This window comes from Hymenobacter coccineus (assembly GCF_001816125.1).
In the GTDB taxonomy this organism is placed as follows: Bacteria; Bacteroidota; Bacteroidia; order Cytophagales; family Hymenobacteraceae; genus Hymenobacter; species Hymenobacter coccineus.
Genome location: NZ_MDZA01000426.1, coordinates 12,129 through 29,498 on the forward strand (window position 1 = coordinate 12,129; position 17,370 = coordinate 29,498).

The following is a 17,370-nucleotide window of genomic DNA, read 5'->3' on the forward strand; positions in this document are numbered from 1 at the left end:
GGCAAGGCTGTTAAACGGAGTGGCACTCCGTTCGGCGTTCGCACGGAGAAACGGAGTGCCACTCCGTTTTACAATATGGGGCCCCAGGCTACTCAGCAGCGTGCACGTAGGGCGTGGCCAGGCGGCTGATGGGCTGATAATCAACAAACTCAATTTCCGGGGCGAGGTAGCCGGCGCGCACGGGCTCCTCGCGCAGCAGGTCGGTGCTGAGGTATTTCTTGTTGCTGTCGCAAAGCAGCGTTACCACCGTGGCCTGGGGCCCTAATTCGGCGGCCAGGCGGATGGCGGCGATGACGTTGGCCCCCGACGAGATGCCCACGGCCAGCCCCAGTTGCTGGGCCAGCTTTTGGGCCACCAGGATGGCGTCGCCGTCCGAGGCCTGCACTACGGCGTCCAGCTCTTCCAGCTGCACGATGGCGGGAATGAACTCGTCCGAAATGCCCTGGATGCGGTGCGAGCCCACCTTGTGGCCCGTGGTAAGGGTGGGCGACTCGGCTGGCTCCAGCGGGTGCACGCGCACGCCGGGGAAGTGCGCCTTGAGGTAGTGGCCGGTGCCCATCACGGTGCCGCCAGTGCCCACGCCGGCCACGAAGGCCGTGGGCGTGCGGCCCACGCTGGCGAGCTGGGCGGCTATTTCGGGGCCCGTGGTGCGGGCATGGGCCTCGGCGTTGTAGCAGTTCTCAAACTGGCGGGTCAGGAACACGCGCCCGTTGGCGGCGGCCATTTCCTCGGAGAGCTTGATGCTGCCCAGAAAGCCGCCCTGCGCCTTGCTGATGAGCGTGACCTCGGCCCCCAGCGAGCGGATAATGTCCTGGCGCTCCCGGCTCAGCCAGTCGGGCATGAGGATGTGCACGGGGTGGCCCAGGGCCTTGCCGATGGCGGCGAAGGCAATGCCCGTATTGCCGCTGGTGGCCTCCACAATGGTGTCGCCGGGCCGGATTTTGCCCTGCGCGTAAGCTTGCTGCAAGATATAGAGCGCCATGCGGTCCTTCAGGCTGCCGGTGAGGTTGTAGTGCTCGCACTTAACGAACACCTGGCCCGGCTGGCCCCGGTAGGTGTAGTGCAGCGCCAGCATGGGCGTGTTGCCCACCAGGTGCCAGAGGTGCGCAAACTTGGCGGTGAGGACGGGCGAGGGCAGCGCGGGCACTACGAGGTCTGGTTGCATAACGGGGAGTGAGCGGGCGAAGGAGAAGCAGGCAGGCTTTTGGTGCCGGCAAAGCTCCACACCAGCCGGCGTTGCACCACCAAGCGCACAGGATTATTTCATGGTGAACCGCTGAATTGGTTGGGCTTGCCTGGCCAGGGAGGCGCTTGGCCTAAGCGGTAATTTCCGACAAGCTGGGGCCCTGCTTTCTATCCAACGGCCCCGCTTTATTCGGGGCGATTTACCTAAGTATAATTCACTGTCCAATAAATAATTGAATAATATTTATGGCCACTGGCCAAAAACGCACCGGGCCCCTAAAAAAGCCAGGCGTGGGCCTTGCAATACTGCGCTTATTTGGTAGCTTCGACCCCCTATTTCTTATTCTATGAACCCACTATTAATCACCCCCAACACTACCCTGCTGAGCCCATCGCACGGCACGCACCTGCACCACGACGACCCCGCGCACCACTACCCCACGGTGTGCGGCAGCTTCAGCTTCGGCCGCCCGCCCATGCTCGTGTGCACCGCCCGCAGCGCCTCGCACATCGAGTTCGACGAAGTGCTCTTCGAGCTTGGCGAGTGGGTGAGCTGCCCGCAGTGCCGCGCCCGCTACCAGGCCGATTTTGCGGCCGCCGCCCTGCTGCCCGGGCTGCGCGACGAGGTGGCCCAGCCGCGGCACCTCACGCCGAATTAGGGCCCCGGCGGCGGGGCAGCGGCTACGGCCGCGCACAGGAACAGGACCCCGGCTAGCGAAAGCGAGCCGGGGCCCTATTTATGGCCAACAGCTAGCGCTGAGTGGCGGCGTACGTTAATTTTTGCACTTTGCGGGCCGGCGCGCTGGAGTATTCGGCGGCCGGGCAAAAATGAAAGAATCGGTTTTGCTGGCCGCAGCGCTGCTGCTGGGGGCCCCGGCCCACCTGGGGGCCCAACCCACGTGGGCCAAAATCAGGGAGGAAATAGTCTTTCCGCAGCCGCCCTTCCGGCAGTGCCACGCCTCCACCATTGTGCAAGCCGCCGATGGCCACTTGCTGGTGGCCTGCTTCGGCGGGGCAAATGAGGGGGCACCCGACGTGGGCATCTGGCTGATGGCCCTCGGGGGCAAAGGCCGCGCAACGCCGCGACAGGTGGCCACCGGCGTGGTGAGCGACACGCTGCGCTACCCCACCTGGAACCCCGTGCTGTTCCGGCCGCGCGGGGCCGGGCCCCTGTTTCTGTTCTATAAAGTGGGGCCCAACCCGCGGGAATGGTGGGGCATGGCCAAAACCTCGGCCGACAATGGCGCCACTTGGTCGGTGCCGGTGCGGCTGCCGGCCGGGGTGCTGGGGCCCATCAAAAACAAGCCGGTGCAACTGGCCAACGGCACCATCCTTTCGCCGTCGAGCCGCGAGGAGGCCAGCGGCCGCTGGCGGGCCCACCTGGAAAAATCGACGGACCAGGGCCAGACCTGGCAAATTATTTCCATCGACCCCGGCTCGGCGTTCGACGTCATTCAGCCCAGCATTTTGGTGCACCCCGGCCACCGGCTCCAGCTGCTGTGCCGCAGCAAACAGGGCGCCGTGGTGCAGGCCTGGTCGGCCGACGATGGCGACACCTGGGGACCTCTATCCAAAACAACTTTGCTGAACCCCAACTCGGGCACCGACGCCGTGACCCTGCGCGACGGCTCCTTCCTGGTAGTGTACAACCCCGACGTGCCGGGCAAAGACTGGTTCAACGGCCGCAGCAAGCTGCGCGTGGCGGCCTCGGCAGATGGCCGCGCGTGGCACGACGTGGCGGTGCTGGAAGACGGCACCACCGAGGAATTCAGCTACCCGGCCATCATCCAGACCACCGACGGCCTGGTGCACATCACCTACACCTACGACCGGAAGAACATCAAGCACGTGGTGCTGAAGGCGGCAAAGTGATGATTATGGGGTGATTATGCTGCCGCACCGCCAAGCGGCGCTGGCACCGCAGGAACCTCGCCCCGGGGCCCCCAGGGCAGCTTAGTTGTGCGGGCACGCGGGCGCGCTGAGCGGGCCAGGTAGCCATTTTGGTCCGCTTGCGTACACTGCTGGGCCCCAGGCGGCTACTTCCCGCTTGGTGGGGCCCCGCGCTATGCAAAAAACTGCCCTCCTGGCCGGGGCCACCGGCCTCATTGGCGCGGCCCTGCTGCCGCTGTTGCTCGCCGATGCCCGCTATGCTAAAGTGGTGGTGGTGGGGCGGCGGCCCGTGGCCCTCGCCCACCCCAAGCTGGTGCAGGTCGTCACGGAGCTGAGCGAGTTGGAAAGCCACCGCCTCCAGCTCATTGCCGACGACGTGTACTGCTGCCTGGGCACCACGCGCCAGCAGGCCGGCTCGAAGGAAGCCTTTTACCAGGTTGATTTCCTGTACGTGGTGCAGCTGGCGGCGCTGGCGGCCAGCAACTTCGCCAGCCAGTTCCTGGTGGTATCGAGCATCGGGGCCGACGCCGATAGCCGCGTGTACTACAGCCGGGTGAAGGGCGAGATGGAGGCCGCGGTGGGGCCCCTGCCCTTCCGGGCGCTGCACATTTTTCGGCCGTCGCTGCTGCTGGGCCAGCGCGCCCACCTGCGCCTGGGCGAGCGAATTGGCGCCGCCGCCCTGGCCTGGCGGGGCCCCTGCTGCGCGGTGGCTGGGCCAAGTACCGGCCCGTGGCCGCCGCCGCCGTAGCCGCCGCCATGCTGCGCGCCGCCCGCACCGACGCCACCGGCTTGCGCGTGCACGAGCCCGCCGGGGCTTAGCGCCGGGGCCCACGGCTCAATTTCCGCAGCCCAATAAAAAAACCTCGGCCATAACAGCCGAGGTTTTTTTGTTAAATAGAAGTGCGGAGCCTTGTGGGGCCCAGCGGCTTAGTAGCGCCGGCCGCGGTACCTATTGCCATAGTAGCGGGGACGGACTGGGTAAGGCCGCACGTAGCGCGGGCGGCCATAGTATGGGGCCGGGTACACCACGCGGGCGGGCGGGGCGTAGTACACGGGCGGGGCCACCACCACCGGGCGGGGGTAATAGTAGCCGTTGCCATAGTACGGCCGGGGCGGGGGGTAGTAGCCACCGCCGCCGATGGCCACGCCTACGCTAACCTGGGCCGACGCCGCCCCGCTGCTCAGCAGCAACATAAACAACGCCGAGGCGAAAATCACGAGCTTGTTACGCATGGTAAGGATGCGCCGGAGCGCACAGGTTAAGGAGTGGAAGGATGAATAACTACAGGAGGTTTTGCAAATAAAATGCCAGACTATACCGGGTTAGAGGGCCCAGGCCGGCCAGGGTTTAACGGGCCCCGACAAGTTTTTCTTACGAGCCAGGCCAAAAAAAGTGGCGCGCCTGGGGGCGCGCCACTTTGGCTTAGCAGAGCCGAAGCCCGCCGGATTACTTGGTGTACGTCTGGTTGAGGTAGGCAAGCACGGGCGTGGTGAGGTCGAGGTCTTTGCGGCCGTAGGCGATGGTGCCGCTGGGCGCGGCCACCAGGATAAGCTTGTAGCCGTGGGCCTTGCCGTAGGCTTCCACCTTCTTGTTCACGCTGCCTAGCACGCGCTGGGTGAGCTTGCCCTCTTCCTCTTGGGCCAGGGCTTGCAGCTTCTGCTGCTGCTCGCCCGACTGCTGCTGCTGGGCTTGCAGCTTCTGCTCGGCGGCGGCGCGCTGCTCGGGCGTAAGGCTAGGGGCCTGCTTCTGGTAGGCCTCCACGGCGGTGCGGAAGCTGGTGACCAGCGCCTGGTTCTGGCGCTCCCAGCCCTTGGCCTTTACCTCGAACGAGCGGCGGGCATCCTTCATGCCCTGGTAGCCGTCGAGCAGCTTGGCCGACTCGATGTAGGCAATCTGGTCGGCGTTGGCGGCGGCTTCGGCGGCGGGCACGTTGGGCGGCGTCACGGGCCGCTCGGCCACGGCGGCCAGCGTAGTGGTGTCGGGCGCGGCATCGGCGGCAGGAGTTTCGGTGGCGGCGGGCGCGGCGGCCACGGCCGGAGCGGCGGGCTGGCGGAAGTGCAGGAAGTACAGCACGGCTACGGCCACGAGCAGCACGGCGTTAAACGCCAGTTGGAGCGGGTTTTTCATTGAAACAGAAAGTGAAACGATGCACAAAAGTACGGCCGGGGCCCCTCACACCGGCAAGCCAATGTGCAGCAGCGCATCGCCCTGGTTCACAACGGGCATGTAGTTGAGACCCACCACGTAGCCGCTCACCGGCGATTCGAGGCGCACGGTGCGCTCGCCGTAGGGGTCGGCCACGGAGCCGTACACCTGGCCTTTCTGCACAAAGTCGCCGTTTTGCACCAACGAACGCCACAGGCCCGCAAACCGGGCCCGCAGCCAGGTGTGGCGGCGGCATACCACGCCGGCCGGCGCGGCCGGCGGCACGGCGGGGCCCATGCCCAGGTGGTGCAGCACACGCAGGGTGCCGGCCACGGCCATTTCCACCCCGGCATCGTCAATACGCAGGCTCTCGCCGGTTTCGTACACAATCAGGCGCTTGCCCAAGCGCTGCGCGGCCTCGCGCAGCGAGCCGGGGCGCAGGGCGGCGTGCAGCGTGAACGGGGCCCCAAAGGCAGCGGCCAGCGCATCGGTCACGGGGTCCACGTCCAGCTCGCAGCGCACCTGCGGGTGGTTGGCCCGGGCCGCGCCGCCGGTGTGGAAATCAACGCCGTAGTCGATCAGGGGCATTATTTCGCGCATGAAGCGGTGGGCCACCCGGCTGGCCAGCGAGCCGCGCGGCGACCCCGGAAACGAGCGGTTCACGTCCTTGCCGTCGGGCACTTCGCGGCTAAAATTCAGGAACCCGTAGATGTTGAAGATGGGGATGGCGATGATGGTGCCGCAGGTGGGCCGCAGCAAGTCGCGCCGCAGCATGCGCCGGATGGTTTCGATGCCGTTCACCTCGTCGCCGTGCATGCCCCCCATCAGCAGCAGCACGGGGCCCGGCACGGCCGAGCGCAGCACGTGCACCGGCACATCAATGAGGGTGCCCGAGGGCAGGCGCGAAATCACCAGCCGCGTCAGTACCCGCTCGCCGGGCATGATGGTCAGGTCGTTGAGGTAAATTGGGTCGGGCGGGGGCATCGGGCAAAGGTAGCGGCGGGGCCCTAGGCGGCGGGGGCGTCGGGGTGGGCATCGGCGGCCTTTTTGGCCTTGCCCTTGCTCCGCTTTTTGGCCACCAGCGCGGCCGTGTAATCGATGATGCGGCCGGCAATGTCGAGCTGCGTGGCCTTCTCGATGCCCTCCAGGCCGGGCGAGGAGTTCACTTCGAGCACCAGGGCCCCCCGCTTGCTTTGCAGCATGTCCACGCCGGCAATGCCCAGGCCCAGGGCTTTGGTGGCCAGCAGGGCGGCGGCCTTTTCGGCGCGGCTCAGCTTCACAAGGGTGCCCACGCCGCCGCGGTGCAGGTTCGAGCGGAACTCGCCCTCCTTGCCCTGCCGCTTCATGGCCCCCACCACCTCGCCGTCCACCACAAAAGCCCGCAGGTCAGCGCCTTTGCTTTCGGCAATGAACTCCTGCACAATGATGCGCGCCTTGAGGTTATGGAAGGCTTCAATAACGGACTGGGCGGCTTTCACGCTCTCGGCCAGCACCACGCCCAGGCCCTGGGTGCCTTCGAGGAGCTTGATGATGACGGGGGCCCCACCCACTTGCTCGATCATGGCGGGCACGTCCTGCGAGAAGTTGGTGAAGGCCGTTTTGGGCATGCCCAGGCCGGCGCGGCTCAGGATCTGCATCGAGCGCAGCTTATCGCGCGAGCGCACAATGGCCTGGCTATCAACGGCGGTGCGCACCTTCATCATCTCAAACTGCCGCACCACGGCCGTGCCGTAGAACGTGACCGAAGCCCCGATGCGCGGCACAATGGCGTCGAAATGCGCCAGCGGCTCGCCCTGGTAGATGATGCCAGGCTGGCCTTTTTCCAGCACCAGGTTGCACTGGAGGTGGTCGACGACCACGGCGTCGTGGCCGCGGGCAACGGCAGCCGCCACCAGGCGCTGGGTTGAGTACGATTTGGGTTCCCGCGAGAGAATGGCCAGTTTCATTGGTCGGAGGGTAAGGAGGCGGGCAGGAATTGGAGAGTGGCGGCGGCCAAGAACGGGCCGCGGGGCCCCAACAAGCGGCGCGCCTACTTGGCTGGCCCGCGGCCCAAATTTACGGTCGAAACTGAGCTACGGCGCCGCCCGGCGCGCCGCGGCCCGGGCTGCAGCCTTGTGCGAAAGGTTGCGCCGGGCCACGTCCACCACGAAGCGGCCCTGGCGCAACAAGCTGCGGCCCAGCAATACGGGGTACTTCATGTCGGAGCGGTCGGAGAGCGAAAACTCCACCCGGAAATCTTTGCCGTACAGCCGCACGACGGCCTCAATCACGTAGCGTTCCTGCACCTCGCCGTTGGACGAGCGGATGTCGCGCCGCGTGAACGTAGCGAATTCCAGGGCCCTGCCGTCGAAGCCGGGGTGGTCGGGGTCGAGCAGGCGGCCGCGCAGTACGGGGGCTCCGGCGGGCCCCGGGGCCTCGTGCAGCTCCGTGCAGTGCAGGGCGCTGGTGTAGGCCCCGGTGTCCACCTTGGCCTCCACACCGAGCAGGGCAAACGCGGGGAAATCAACCAGCTCGCGCCGGCCCAGGGTGCGCTTGGCGGGGCGGGTTTTCATACTGGCGAAGGTAGAACGCAAAACGCCCTTCCGGCAGCGGAAGGGCGCGTGAAAGATGTTACCGCTGGAACCTCACCCCCGGCCCCTCTCCTGCGGAGAGGGGTGCCAGTACCTGACCGTTGGTGACTGAACGAGCTAATTGAACGCACCCCTCTCCGCGGAGAGCGGGGGTGAGTTCCGGGGTCTAATAGGAACCCTGCTGCTCGCGCACTAGGCGGTCGTACACGCGCTGGGTGCGCTCGTCGCGGCTGTGGCCGGAGTAGGCGGCCAGGCCCTGCGTCAGCAGCCCGAAGCCCCAGAAGGCCGTTGACCAGATGGGCCAGGGCAGCAACTCGCGGCCGTGGGGCGTGAGCGCCCACAGCAGCCACAGGCCGCCGTTCACGAGGCTGTAGATGAGCAGGTGCGATTGAAATTTGGTACGGGCTTTGGCTTTCTGCCATAGGTAGGGGTCGCGGGCTTGGGGTTCCATGGGCGGTGGGGTGAAACGGTGGATGGATTTGATGCTCAAAACTATTCCCGGGCCCCGGGGCCCACAATTTCTTGTGGCCGAAGCGTCGGCTTCTGCGGATCAAGCGCCCAAAACGGCGACCGAAGCGCGGGGCCTCGGCAGCTTTTCGGCCCTATTTTCGTTAGCCTCTTCTACCCCTCACTCCTTCCGCCCATGCCCACCGACGCCGACCTCACTGCCCGCATTCGCCTCGTGCAGGGCGACATCACCCGCCAGACGGTAGCGGCCATCGTCAACGCCGCCAATTCCAGCCTGCTCGGTGGCGGCGGGGTCGATGGGGCCATCCACCGCGCCGGGGGCCCTCAGGTACTGGAAGAGTGCCGGCAGATTCGGGCGCGGCAGGGTGGCTGCAAAACCGGCGCGGCCGTTATCACCACGGGTGGGCGTCTGCCGGCGGGCCACGTCATCCACACCGTGGGGCCCGTGTGGAACGGCGGCCACAAGGGTGAGCCGGAGCTGCTGGCCAGCTGCTACCGCAACAGCCTGCACTTGGCCACCGAGCACAACCTGGAAACCCTGGCTTTCCCCGGCATCAGCACCGGCATTTACGGCTACCCCAAACCTGAAGCAGCGGCCATTGCCGTGCGCGAGGTGCGGCAATGGCTGGGGGCCCACGCGGTGCCCGCCACGGTTACGTTCGTGGTGTTCGACGACGAGAACCGGCGCGTTTACGAGCAGGCACTGGCGGAATAAAGAGCAGCGCGGGTGGCATCCTAAAAAACGAAAACGGTCATGCTGAGCTTGTCGCAGCATGACCGTTTATTCAACTTATTAACTTGCCTTACACCAGCTCGCCCACGGCTTCGATGCGGGCCTGCACCTGCTGCATCAGCCAGAGCGGCGTGCTGGTGGCGCCGCAGATGCCCACGGTTTGGGCCCCGGCAAACCACTCGTCTTCGAGCTCAGTCTCATTCTCCACGAAGTAGCTGCGCGCGTTGAACTGCTGCACCACGGAAAACAGGGCCTTGCCGTTGGAGCTTTTGCGGCCGCTCACAAAAATGATGACGTCGTGCAGGGCGGCGAATTTGGCCAGCTGCGGCTCGCGGTTGCTCACCTGCCGGCAAATGCTGTCGTTGGCGTCGAAGCTCTCCAGGGCCCCGCCGGCGGCCGTGATGCGGGCCTCCATCAAGGCCTTCATTTTGTAGAAGCCGGCCGTGCTTTTGGTCGTCTGGCTGAAGAGCGTGACGGGTCGGGCGAAGTCAATCTGGTCGAGGTCGGCTTCCGTCATCACGATGATGGCGCGGTTGCCAGTTTGGCCTGTGAGGCCGGCCACTTCGGCGTGGCCGGGCTGGCCGTAAATCACAATTTGGCCGTCCTGGCGCTGGCTCAGGTCGAAGGCGTGCTTGACGCGGTTTTGCAGCTTGAGCACCACCGGGCACGAGGCATCGATGAGCTCCAGGTTGTTGCGCAGGGCCAGGGCGTAGGTTTCGGGCGGCTCGCCGTGGGCCCGGATGAGCACCTTACAATCGTGCAGCTCAGCGAGTTGCTCGCGGTCGATGATGCGCAGGCCGCGCTGGTGCAGGCGCTCCACCTCCATGCGGTTGTGCACAATGTCGCCGAGGCAGTACAGCGTTTCCTCGTGCGCCAACTCGTCCTCGGCCATCTGAATGGCAAACTCGACGCCGAAGCAATACCCGGAATTTTTATCAATCGTGACTTCCATAGCACTTATAAAACACGGTATAGTTAGATAGGGTTCTGGCCCACGGCAAAGGTACGCCGGGGCCCCGGCCCTAGCCGCAACCGTGCCAATAAGAAGCTGCCCTACCCCCAGCCGGCCGCGAACAGGGCCGACGATACTTGGTCAATCACGAAATCGACCTGCTCGCTGATGGTAATGTGGGTGGTGTCGAGCATTACGGCGTCGGTGGCGCGACGCAGAGGGCTTTCGGCGCGGGTCGAGTCGATGTGGTCGCGCTTGCGCAGGTTGTCGATGATGTCGACCAGAAGCACGTGCTCACCTTTTTCAGCCAGCTCCATTTGGCGGCGGCGAGCGCGCAGCTCCATGTCGGCGGTCATAAAAATCTTTACCTCGGCGTCGGGAAATACGGTGGTGCCGATGTCGCGGCCGTCCATCACCACGCCGCGCTTGCGGCCCATGCGCTGCTGCTGGGCCACCAGGGCGTGGCGCACCTGCGGGATGACCGATACCTCGCTCACGGAGTTCGAAATCCGCATTTGGCGAATATCGTCCTCGCGGTTCACCCCGTCCAGGAACAGCTCGTTGCGCCCCGTTTGGGGGTGGCGGCGGAAGCTGATGGTAAGGTCTTTGAGCACCTGATCCACGGCGGGCAGGTCGTCGAAGGCGATGCCGTGCTCCAGCAAGTGGAGCGTGACGCCCCGGTACATGGCGCCGGTGTCGACGTAGGCGTAGTGCAGCAGGTGGGCCACCGCCTTGGCAGTGGTGCTTTTGCCGCACGAGGAGTAACCATCAATGGCGATGACGAGCTGTTTCATAAGAAAGCGGGGGGCCATTGGCCCCGCAAGATTACGAAATCCAGCGCTTACGGCCAGCCACCGGGGCCCTCAGCCGCCCGGGCACCGACGCGAAAAAAGCGGCAATGGATGCCGCATCGCCCCTATCCAACTGCTGGCTAACCAAATAAAAGGGGTTGAAAAAAAGTCGGTCAGCCAGGCCCACGCCGGTGCTGCCGTCGGGCCCGGCCGCCCATTCGCCGCCGTGCGCCCGCACCAGGCACTCGCCCAGGTAGCAGCCAAAGGCCTGCACTACGCCCGCCCGCTGGCCGGCCGCCACCTGCCCCCGCTGCGCCGTGATGAAGTGGTCGAGCCGGGCCACGCCCGCGGCGTCGAAGCTGGCCAGGCCCAGCTGCTGGCGCACGGCTTCGGCCGCTGCTTCAAGGGCAGAAACGGGGCTGGAAACGGGTTGGTCGGGCATAAAAAAGTTATTTGGGCCGGGCGTTGAAGGCCTTCCACCGGTCGTAGGCCCCCAACACGCGCGGCAAGTCTTCGGGCGTAAATTCCTTCATTTGCAGCACCTGAGCCGATAAAGCGGGGTAATCCTGCACCATGTAAGCCGTCACGCGCCGCACGTCCTGCGGGTTGGTGGGCACCACCACGGTGGTATCGGGCCGGCACAGCAGGGTGTAGGGCTTGGCGTCGCGCAGGCCGGTGCGGTAATCCACGTACTCATTCACCTGGATGCCCCCGGCCCGGTACATTTTCCGGGCGAAACTGCTGCGCACGTACTCACCAGTTTTGGGCACCGTGAAGCGGCGCACAATGCAAAAAGTATCGGTGCCAAACGCAAACCCGCGCAGGCTGTCAATGGCACAGCGCTGGGGCGGCGCTTTTTTGTCCTTATTCTGAGGGTCGGCGATATAAAGGTTTTGCCAGTCGTAGTAAAACCGCCCGCGCTGCCAAACGCCGTTGGCCTGCTGGAAATCACCCTTGCGGTACACCATGCCGGGGCCCCGGAACTGGTTCTGGCTCTTGGAAACGCCGCCAATAATCAACCCGGTAATGGCTCCTGCCAATTGCGCCTGAGCCGCCGGGGCCCCCAGCAAAGCCGCGCCGCCAACCAGCGCGAATGAGCAGTAGAATTTATTCACGCAGAAGCGGCAGTAAATGGTGGAGAATTACTTCCCCTCGCAGGGGCAGGGCACGTGTTTGCCCGATTTGTGGTGCTTGTACCAGCTGGTTTTCTTCTGCATGGAGCTTTGGCGGGCGCAGCCGCCGCTGGCCAGCAGCAGCGGGGCCAGCAGCGCAAAGGCGATAATTTTTTTCACGGGAATATGAGGTTAGGCTAACGGCTTGTTTAGCCAAATATAAGGTTCTTTGCCCCTCCGAACCCCACTGCCCGGCCCGTCCGTTCCGCTTATGTCCGCTGACTTTTCTTTGCTCGCCAACGTCGTCGACGTATTTGCCCGCACCGTGCGCCCCGCCACCATCCAAGTGGCCGGCGGGCGCATTGCCGCCGTGGTGCCCACGGGGGTCCCGGGGCCCGATGCGGCCCTGCCCTACGCCCTGCCCGGCTTCGTGGATGCCCACGTGCACGTGGAAAGCTCCCTACTGGTACCCAGCGAGTTTGCGCGCCTCGCGGTGGCCCACGGCACCGTGGCCACCGTGTCCGACCCCCACGAAATCGGCAACGTGCTGGGCGTGGCCGGCGTGCAGTACATGCTGGATAATGCGGCCGCGTCGCCGTTCAAGTTTTGCTTCGGGGCCCCAGCTGCGTGCCGGCCACGCCGTTCGAAACGGCGGGCGCCGAAATCACGGCGGCCGACATTGCCCGGCTGTTTGAGAACCCCAAAATCGGCTACCTGGCCGAGGTGATGAACTGGCCCGGCGTGCTGAACCGCGACCCCGGCATAATGGAGAAAATTGCCCTGGCCCACGCCGCCGGCCGGCCCGTAGACGGCCACGCGCCCGGCCTCCGGGGCCCCGACGCGGCCCAGTACGCCAGCGCCGGCATCGCCACCGACCACGAGTGCTTCACCGCCGACGAAGCCCGCGACAAGCTGGCCGTGGGCATGCACATCCTCATCCGCGAGGGCTCGGCGGCCCGCAACTTCGACGCCCTCATCGAGCTGCTGCCGGAGCACTTCCCGCACCTGATGTTCTGCTCCGACGACAAACACCCCGATACACTCGTGCTCGGCCACATCGACCAATTGGTGCGCCGGGCGTTGGCGCTGGGCAACAACGTGTTCGACGTGCTGCAAGTGGCCTGCGTGAATCCCGTGCAACACTACCGCCTGCCCGTGGGCCTGCTGCGCGTGGGCGACCCAGCCGACTTTATCGTGGTCGACAACCTCACCGATTTCCGTGTGCAGCAAACCTACCTCGACGGCCAGCTGGTGGCCGAAAATGGTCAGTCCCAGCTGCCCGCCGCGCCCATTGCGGCGGCCAATAACTTCCACGCCCAGCCTGTACAGGCGGCCGACTTCCGGGTGCCTACGCCGGCTGCTGGGGCCCCCACGCTGCGCGTCATTGAGTGCTTTGATGGGCAGCTCGTCACGGCCCGGCTGGACTTGCCGGCGCGGGTTGAACAAGGCGAAATTGTGGCCGACCCAGCGCGCGACGTGCTCAAGCTGGCCGTGGTGAACCGCTACCAGGCGCACGTGCCGCCGGCGGTGGCGTTTATTAAGGGCTTCGGGCTGGCGGGTGGGGCCCTGGCCAGCAGCGTGGGCCACGACTCGCACAACATCACGGCCGTGGGCTGCGACGACGCGAGCCTGGCGCGGGCCGTCAACCTCGTCATCGGGGCCCGGGGCGGGCTGGCAGCGGTGGGCCCCGGTGGCGAAGCGCTGTTGCTGCCGCTGCCCGTGGCCGGCCTCATGTCGGACCAGCCCGGGGCCGACGTGGCGGCGGCCTACGCCGCCCTCGATGCGTTTGCCAAGCAGCTGGGCTCGCCGCTGGGGGCCCCGTTTATGACGCTTTCCTTCATGGCTTTACTTGTTATTCCCAGCCTGAAGCTGAGCGACAAGGGCTTGTTCGACGGCGAGGCTTTCCGGTTCGTTGATGCCGTGGTTGGAGAGGGTGTTTGAATTAACGCTAGCGCGGGGTGGAGACGCGATACTTCGCATCTATGGTTTGAACAGTTTCGGATAAGTCGTTCAAACTGGAGACGCCAAGTGTCGTGTCTCTACCTCGTTGTAAAAATTAACAGGTTAAGACAAACCACTGTCCGAGCCAATCGGGTACGAAAAAGCCGCCGGACAATGCATCCGGCGGCTTCTTGCTTTTCAAGCGGTGCTAGGCTTGCTGAAAGCGCTTGTCCAGCAGCTTTTGCATCTTCTCTTCAGTCAGGGGCTTGGTGAGGTACTCCACGTTGGGGTACTCGGCCACGCGGGCGGTATCGGCCTGGTGCATCGACGTCGTGAGCACAGCCAGCACCGTTTTGTTCTGCACGGTTTCGGGCAGCTTGCTGTACATTTTCAGGAACTCGAAGCCCGACACGCCGGGCATTTTCAAGTCCACAAACACCAGGTCGGGCGCCGGGGCCCCGTCGGACCACAGCTTGGCAAAGGCCTCATCGGCACGGGTGTACGTCGTCACCTGCTCAGCCACGGCCAGCCGCCCCAGCAGGCGGTTATTCAAGAAGCTAGTGGTTTCGTTGTCGTCCACCAATACGATGTGGTTAAGAGAGTTGGGCATAAAACTATATCGTATTCATTGGACAGGAAGCCACGAAGTTACGCGGCCACCGCAACACACACAACCCCGACAGTAGGACGAAACCATGAGCGCCGGGGGCCCTGGGGGCCCTACAGCCAGCCCTGGGCCTGCATCCAGTCGTCGTTGTAGATTTTACCCAGGTAGCGGGTACCGTGGTCGGGCAACAGCACCACCATCGTGTCGGTTTCCTGGAGGTGCTCGCGGGCATATTCCAGGGCCCCAAACGCGGCCGAGCCGCAGCTCCAGCCCACGAACAGGCCTTCCTCCTTGGCCAGGCGGCGCGTCATTAGGGCCGCGTCCTTGTCGGTGACTTTAATAAACTGATCAATCACGTCAAAATTCACGTTTTTCGGCAGAATGTCCTCGCCGATGCCCTCCGTTTTGTAGGGGTAAATTTCGTTCGGGTCGAAAATGCCGGTTTCCTTGTACTTCTTGAACACCGAACCGTAGGTATCGAGGCCGAGCGTGAACACGCTGGGGTTCTGCTCCTTGAGGTACTTGCTCACGCCGCAGATGGTGCCGCCCGTGCCCACGCCGGCCGCCCAGTGGGTAATCTGGCCTTCGGTGCCGGCCCAGATTTCGGGGCCTGTGTGCTCGTAGTGAGCAGCGGTGTTCGAGAGGTTATCGTACTGGTTGGGGTAGAAGGAGTTGGGCGTTTCCTGGTTGAGGCGGCGGGCCACCGAGTAGTAGGAGCGCGGGTCGTCGGGGGCCACGTCCACGGGGCAGACCACCACCTGGGCCCCCACGGCGCGCAGAATGTCCTGCTTCTCTTTGCTCTGCTTGTCGCTCATCACGAAAATGGTTTTGTAACCCTTCGCAATGGCGGCCAGCGCCAGGCCCATGCCCGTGTTGCCGCTCGTGCCTTCGATGATGGTGCCGCCGGGCTTCAGCAGGCCGGCCTTTTCGGCGTCCTCCACCATGCGGATGGCCATGCGGTCCTTCACCGAGTTGCCCGGGTTGAAGTACTCGACTTTGGCCAGCACGGTGCCTTTGATGCCTTCGGTGACTTTGTTGAGCCGGACGAGCGGGGTGTGGCCGACGGCTTCGATGATGTGATTATAATGCATGACGAATACTGGGTAGGAAGCGGCAAAGGTACGGCATTCGGGCAGGGCCCCGGGGCCCCGGGCGGGGCGGGTGGGCCCCGGGGCCCCGATTTTTATGTGCCGCCGCCCGCCGAATTAGCCCTACTTTTGCGGCGGCGCAGGCCATCCCCTTCCCATCGTTTTCATCCCCCAATCCCCCAAGAATGAGCGTTCTGGTCAACAAAAACTCCAAGGTTATCGTGCAGGGCTTCACCGGCTCCGAGGGCTCTTTCCACGCCGGGCAAATGATTGACTACGGCACCCACGTGGTGGGCGGCGTAACGCCGGGCAAGGGCGGCACCCAGCACCTCGATTTGCCGGTGTTCAACACCGTGGCCGACGCCGTGGCCGCCACCCAGGCCGACACCAGCATCATTTTTGTGCCCCCGGCTTTTGCCGCCGACGCCATCCTCGAGGCTGCGCAAGCCGGCATTAAGGTCATCGTGACCATCACCGAGGGCATTCCGACTAAGGACATGATTGCCGTGAAGCACTACCTGAAGGACCGCCCCGAAATCACGATGATCGGGCCGAACTGCCCCGGCGTGATGACCGCCGGCGAGTGCAAAGTGGGCATCATGCCCGGCTTCATTTTCACGAAGGGCCGCGTGGGCATTGTGTCCAAGTCGGGGACGCTGACCTACGAGGCCGTTGACCAGCTCACTAAGGCCGGCCTGGGCCAGACCACGGCCATTGGCATTGGCGGCGACCCCATCATCGGCACCACCACCAAGCAGGCGGTGGAAATGCTGATGAACGACCCCGAAACCGAAGGCATCGTGATGATCGGCGAAATCGGCGGCGGCATGGAAGCCGAAGCCGCCCGCTGGATCAAGGAAACCGGCAACAAAAAGCCCGTCGTGGGCTTCATCGCCGGCCAAACCGCGCCTCCCGGCCGCCGCATGGGCCACGCCGGCGCCATCGTGGGCGGTGCGGATGATACCGCCGCCGCCAAAATGGCCATTATGCGCGAGTGCGGCATCCACGTCGTGGATTCGCCCGCCGAGATTGGCGACACCATGCTGCGCGTGCTGGGCGCCAAGTAGGGCCCCTGGCTAACTAGTTTAAAAAAGCCGCTGCCTATTTTGGCAGCGGCTTTTTTTGGCCCCTTTCCTGACAGCATCTTATCAATCAAAATGCCGTGTAGGTGAATTCTTCGGTGCGGGTTATATCCGGGTATATTGAAGTGGTGGTGCGCAAGCGCAAAGTCGTGGGCGACAGTTCTACTACGTCTGCCAAAAGAATAAAACTGCTGTAGGAAACCGCGTGAGACGTTAGCTTGGTCTGGTCGTCGTTTAAGCTCCACGTGCCAGTAAGCGCCTGCGGAAGCGTCGTGCTGCACTTGGTAAGACCTTCGTCCGTTATTAACGAATTATCGGCGTTGAATACGAGGAAGTCATCCTGCTTGCACGTGGGCAGACGCGCATAGACATCCGTTGTAGTAGTCTTACCGCTGGCAACATCGGTCGTCACGTCAGCCGACATGCGCCAGCTTTTGGCTATCAGCAATTCGGTGCGTAAAGGAGCACTGTCATCTTTTTTACAACTGCCGAGCGCAACGGTTGCCAACAGCAGCAAGTAGCACGTTTTCATATCGTTTGCGAGGTTTTAGCAATCTCCTCAAATAAAGATAATAGAACGGTGCGCGCAGTAAGCAAGCCCCTACCTGAGCCGGGCCAATTACCGGAAAATCTTCGGTGCTGTCGGCAGTACTCATGCCGTTGGCCAGCATTTCCAACACCTTAGCCACGGTCGTGCGCGTTCCCTTCAGTACCGGCTTACCAAAGCGCACTCGGGGGTTCAGTAGAGGAATTCATTCAAAAATACGACAATTGCTTTTCTTTACTCAACCCATCTAAACGCAAA

Annotated in this window: 20 protein-coding genes and 2 pseudogenes; 6 read left to right on the forward strand and 16 right to left on the reverse strand. The window is 64.2% G+C overall.

The window, feature by feature from the left end; all coding sequences use genetic code 11:
• Positions 1-88: 88 nt before the first annotated feature.
• Positions 89-1,165, reverse strand: a complete 1,077-nt coding sequence (locus tag BEN49_RS21005; RefSeq protein WP_070746380.1) for a PLP-dependent cysteine synthase family protein — start codon at positions 1,163-1,165, stop codon at positions 89-91.
• 367 nt (positions 1,166-1,532) lie between these two features.
• Here BEN49_RS21005 and BEN49_RS21010 point away from each other — a divergent pair, with 367 nt between their 5' ends.
• From BEN49_RS21010 to BEN49_RS21020, 3 genes are all read left to right on the forward strand, one after another.
• Complete coding sequence (locus tag BEN49_RS21010) at positions 1,533-1,844, forward strand: hypothetical protein (RefSeq protein WP_070746381.1); 312 nt, start codon at positions 1,533-1,535, stop codon at positions 1,842-1,844.
• Positions 1,845-2,013: 169 nt separating this feature from the next.
• Positions 2,014-3,057, forward strand: coding sequence for a sialidase family protein (locus BEN49_RS21015; RefSeq protein ID WP_070746432.1), 1,044 nt, complete (start codon positions 2,014-2,016; stop codon positions 3,055-3,057).
• A gap of 193 nt (positions 3,058-3,250) precedes the next feature.
• Positions 3,251-3,823, forward strand: a complete 573-nt coding sequence (locus BEN49_RS21020) for an NAD-dependent epimerase/dehydratase family protein (protein ID WP_204376180.1) — start codon at positions 3,251-3,253, stop codon at positions 3,821-3,823.
• Between the two features lie 179 nt (positions 3,824-4,002).
• Here BEN49_RS21020 and BEN49_RS21025 read toward each other — a convergent pair whose 3' ends face one another.
• The 6 genes from BEN49_RS21025 to BEN49_RS21050 form a co-directional block, all read right to left on the reverse strand.
• On the reverse strand, positions 4,003-4,308 hold the full coding sequence (locus tag BEN49_RS21025) for a hypothetical protein (RefSeq protein WP_070746382.1): 306 nt from the start codon (positions 4,306-4,308) through the stop codon (positions 4,003-4,005).
• A 214-nt stretch (positions 4,309-4,522) separates the two neighbouring features.
• Complete coding sequence (locus tag BEN49_RS21030) at positions 4,523-5,203, reverse strand: OmpH/Skp family outer membrane protein (protein ID WP_070746383.1); 681 nt, start codon at positions 5,201-5,203, stop codon at positions 4,523-4,525.
• A gap of 45 nt (positions 5,204-5,248) precedes the next feature.
• A complete protein-coding gene (locus BEN49_RS21035) occupies positions 5,249-6,205 on the reverse strand; it encodes a succinylglutamate desuccinylase/aspartoacylase family protein (protein ID WP_070746384.1) in 957 nt (318 codons plus the stop codon).
• Positions 6,206-6,228: 23 nt separating this feature from the next.
• Complete coding sequence (gene rimK / locus BEN49_RS21040; protein ID WP_070746385.1) at positions 6,229-7,167, reverse strand: 30S ribosomal protein S6--L-glutamate ligase; 939 nt, start codon at positions 7,165-7,167, stop codon at positions 6,229-6,231.
• 126 nt (positions 7,168-7,293) lie between these two features.
• On the reverse strand, positions 7,294-7,773 hold the full coding sequence (locus BEN49_RS21045; RefSeq protein WP_070746386.1) for an ATP-dependent zinc protease family protein: 480 nt from the start codon (positions 7,771-7,773) through the stop codon (positions 7,294-7,296).
• 184 nt (positions 7,774-7,957) lie between these two features.
• Positions 7,958-8,242 (reverse strand): 2TM domain-containing protein, encoded by a 285-nt coding sequence (locus BEN49_RS21050; RefSeq protein WP_070746387.1) that lies wholly within the window; start codon positions 8,240-8,242, stop codon positions 7,958-7,960.
• Between the two features lie 192 nt (positions 8,243-8,434).
• Between BEN49_RS21050 and BEN49_RS21055 the strand changes: the two genes are divergently transcribed.
• Complete coding sequence (locus BEN49_RS21055; RefSeq protein ID WP_070746388.1) at positions 8,435-8,974, forward strand: O-acetyl-ADP-ribose deacetylase; 540 nt, start codon at positions 8,435-8,437, stop codon at positions 8,972-8,974.
• Between the two features lie 88 nt (positions 8,975-9,062).
• Here the strand turns inward: BEN49_RS21055 and BEN49_RS21060 are convergent, their stop codons facing one another.
• From BEN49_RS21060 to BEN49_RS28405, 5 genes are all read right to left on the reverse strand, one after another.
• Positions 9,063-9,944 carry a 4-hydroxy-3-methylbut-2-enyl diphosphate reductase gene (locus tag BEN49_RS21060; protein ID WP_070746389.1) on the reverse strand — a complete coding sequence of 294 codons (882 nt, stop codon included), beginning with the start codon at positions 9,942-9,944 and terminating at the stop codon, positions 9,063-9,065.
• Between the two features lie 101 nt (positions 9,945-10,045).
• The gene (gene cmk / locus BEN49_RS21065; RefSeq protein WP_070746390.1) at positions 10,046-10,738 is read right to left on the reverse strand and encodes a (d)CMP kinase; all 693 of its coding nucleotides are present in this window, start codon (positions 10,736-10,738) and stop codon (positions 10,046-10,048) included.
• Positions 10,739-10,769: 31 nt separating this feature from the next.
• Complete coding sequence (locus BEN49_RS21070; protein WP_070746391.1) at positions 10,770-11,177, reverse strand: hypothetical protein; 408 nt, start codon at positions 11,175-11,177, stop codon at positions 10,770-10,772.
• Positions 11,178-11,184: 7 nt separating this feature from the next.
• Positions 11,185-11,850: a hypothetical protein gene (locus BEN49_RS21075; RefSeq protein WP_070746392.1), complete on the reverse strand. Its 666-nt coding sequence runs from the start codon at positions 11,848-11,850 to the stop codon at positions 11,185-11,187.
• A gap of 27 nt (positions 11,851-11,877) precedes the next feature.
• The gene (locus BEN49_RS28405; protein WP_158023022.1) at positions 11,878-12,027 is read right to left on the reverse strand and encodes a hypothetical protein; all 150 of its coding nucleotides are present in this window, start codon (positions 12,025-12,027) and stop codon (positions 11,878-11,880) included.
• 91 nt (positions 12,028-12,118) lie between these two features.
• Between BEN49_RS28405 and ade the strand changes: the two are divergent.
• Positions 12,119-13,788 (forward strand): annotated as a pseudogene (ade, locus tag BEN49_RS21080) (adenine deaminase).
• 208 nt (positions 13,789-13,996) lie between these two features.
• Here ade and BEN49_RS21085 read toward each other — a convergent pair.
• Together BEN49_RS21085 and BEN49_RS21090 are read right to left on the reverse strand one after the other, a co-directional pair.
• On the reverse strand, positions 13,997-14,398 hold the full coding sequence (locus BEN49_RS21085; protein ID WP_070746393.1) for a response regulator: 402 nt from the start codon (positions 14,396-14,398) through the stop codon (positions 13,997-13,999).
• A gap of 113 nt (positions 14,399-14,511) precedes the next feature.
• Positions 14,512-15,486, reverse strand: a pseudogene (locus BEN49_RS21090) (PLP-dependent cysteine synthase family protein); the annotation flags it as partial.
• A 182-nt stretch (positions 15,487-15,668) separates the two neighbouring features.
• On the opposite strand from BEN49_RS21090, the gene sucD reads away from it, so the two are divergent.
• Positions 15,669-16,550: a succinate--CoA ligase subunit alpha gene (gene sucD, locus BEN49_RS21095; protein WP_070746395.1), complete on the forward strand. Its 882-nt coding sequence runs from the start codon at positions 15,669-15,671 to the stop codon at positions 16,548-16,550.
• Between the two features lie 85 nt (positions 16,551-16,635).
• Here the strand turns inward: sucD and BEN49_RS21100 are convergent, their stop codons facing one another.
• Positions 16,636-17,097, reverse strand: a complete 462-nt coding sequence (locus BEN49_RS21100) for a hypothetical protein (RefSeq protein WP_070746396.1) — start codon at positions 17,095-17,097, stop codon at positions 16,636-16,638.
• The gene (locus tag BEN49_RS26000; RefSeq protein WP_262490232.1) at positions 17,045-17,296 is read right to left on the reverse strand and encodes a DUF433 domain-containing protein; all 252 of its coding nucleotides are present in this window, start codon (positions 17,294-17,296) and stop codon (positions 17,045-17,047) included. The genes BEN49_RS21100 and BEN49_RS26000 overlap by 53 nt, the downstream gene beginning before the upstream one ends.
• Positions 17,297-17,370 lie beyond the last annotated feature (74 nt).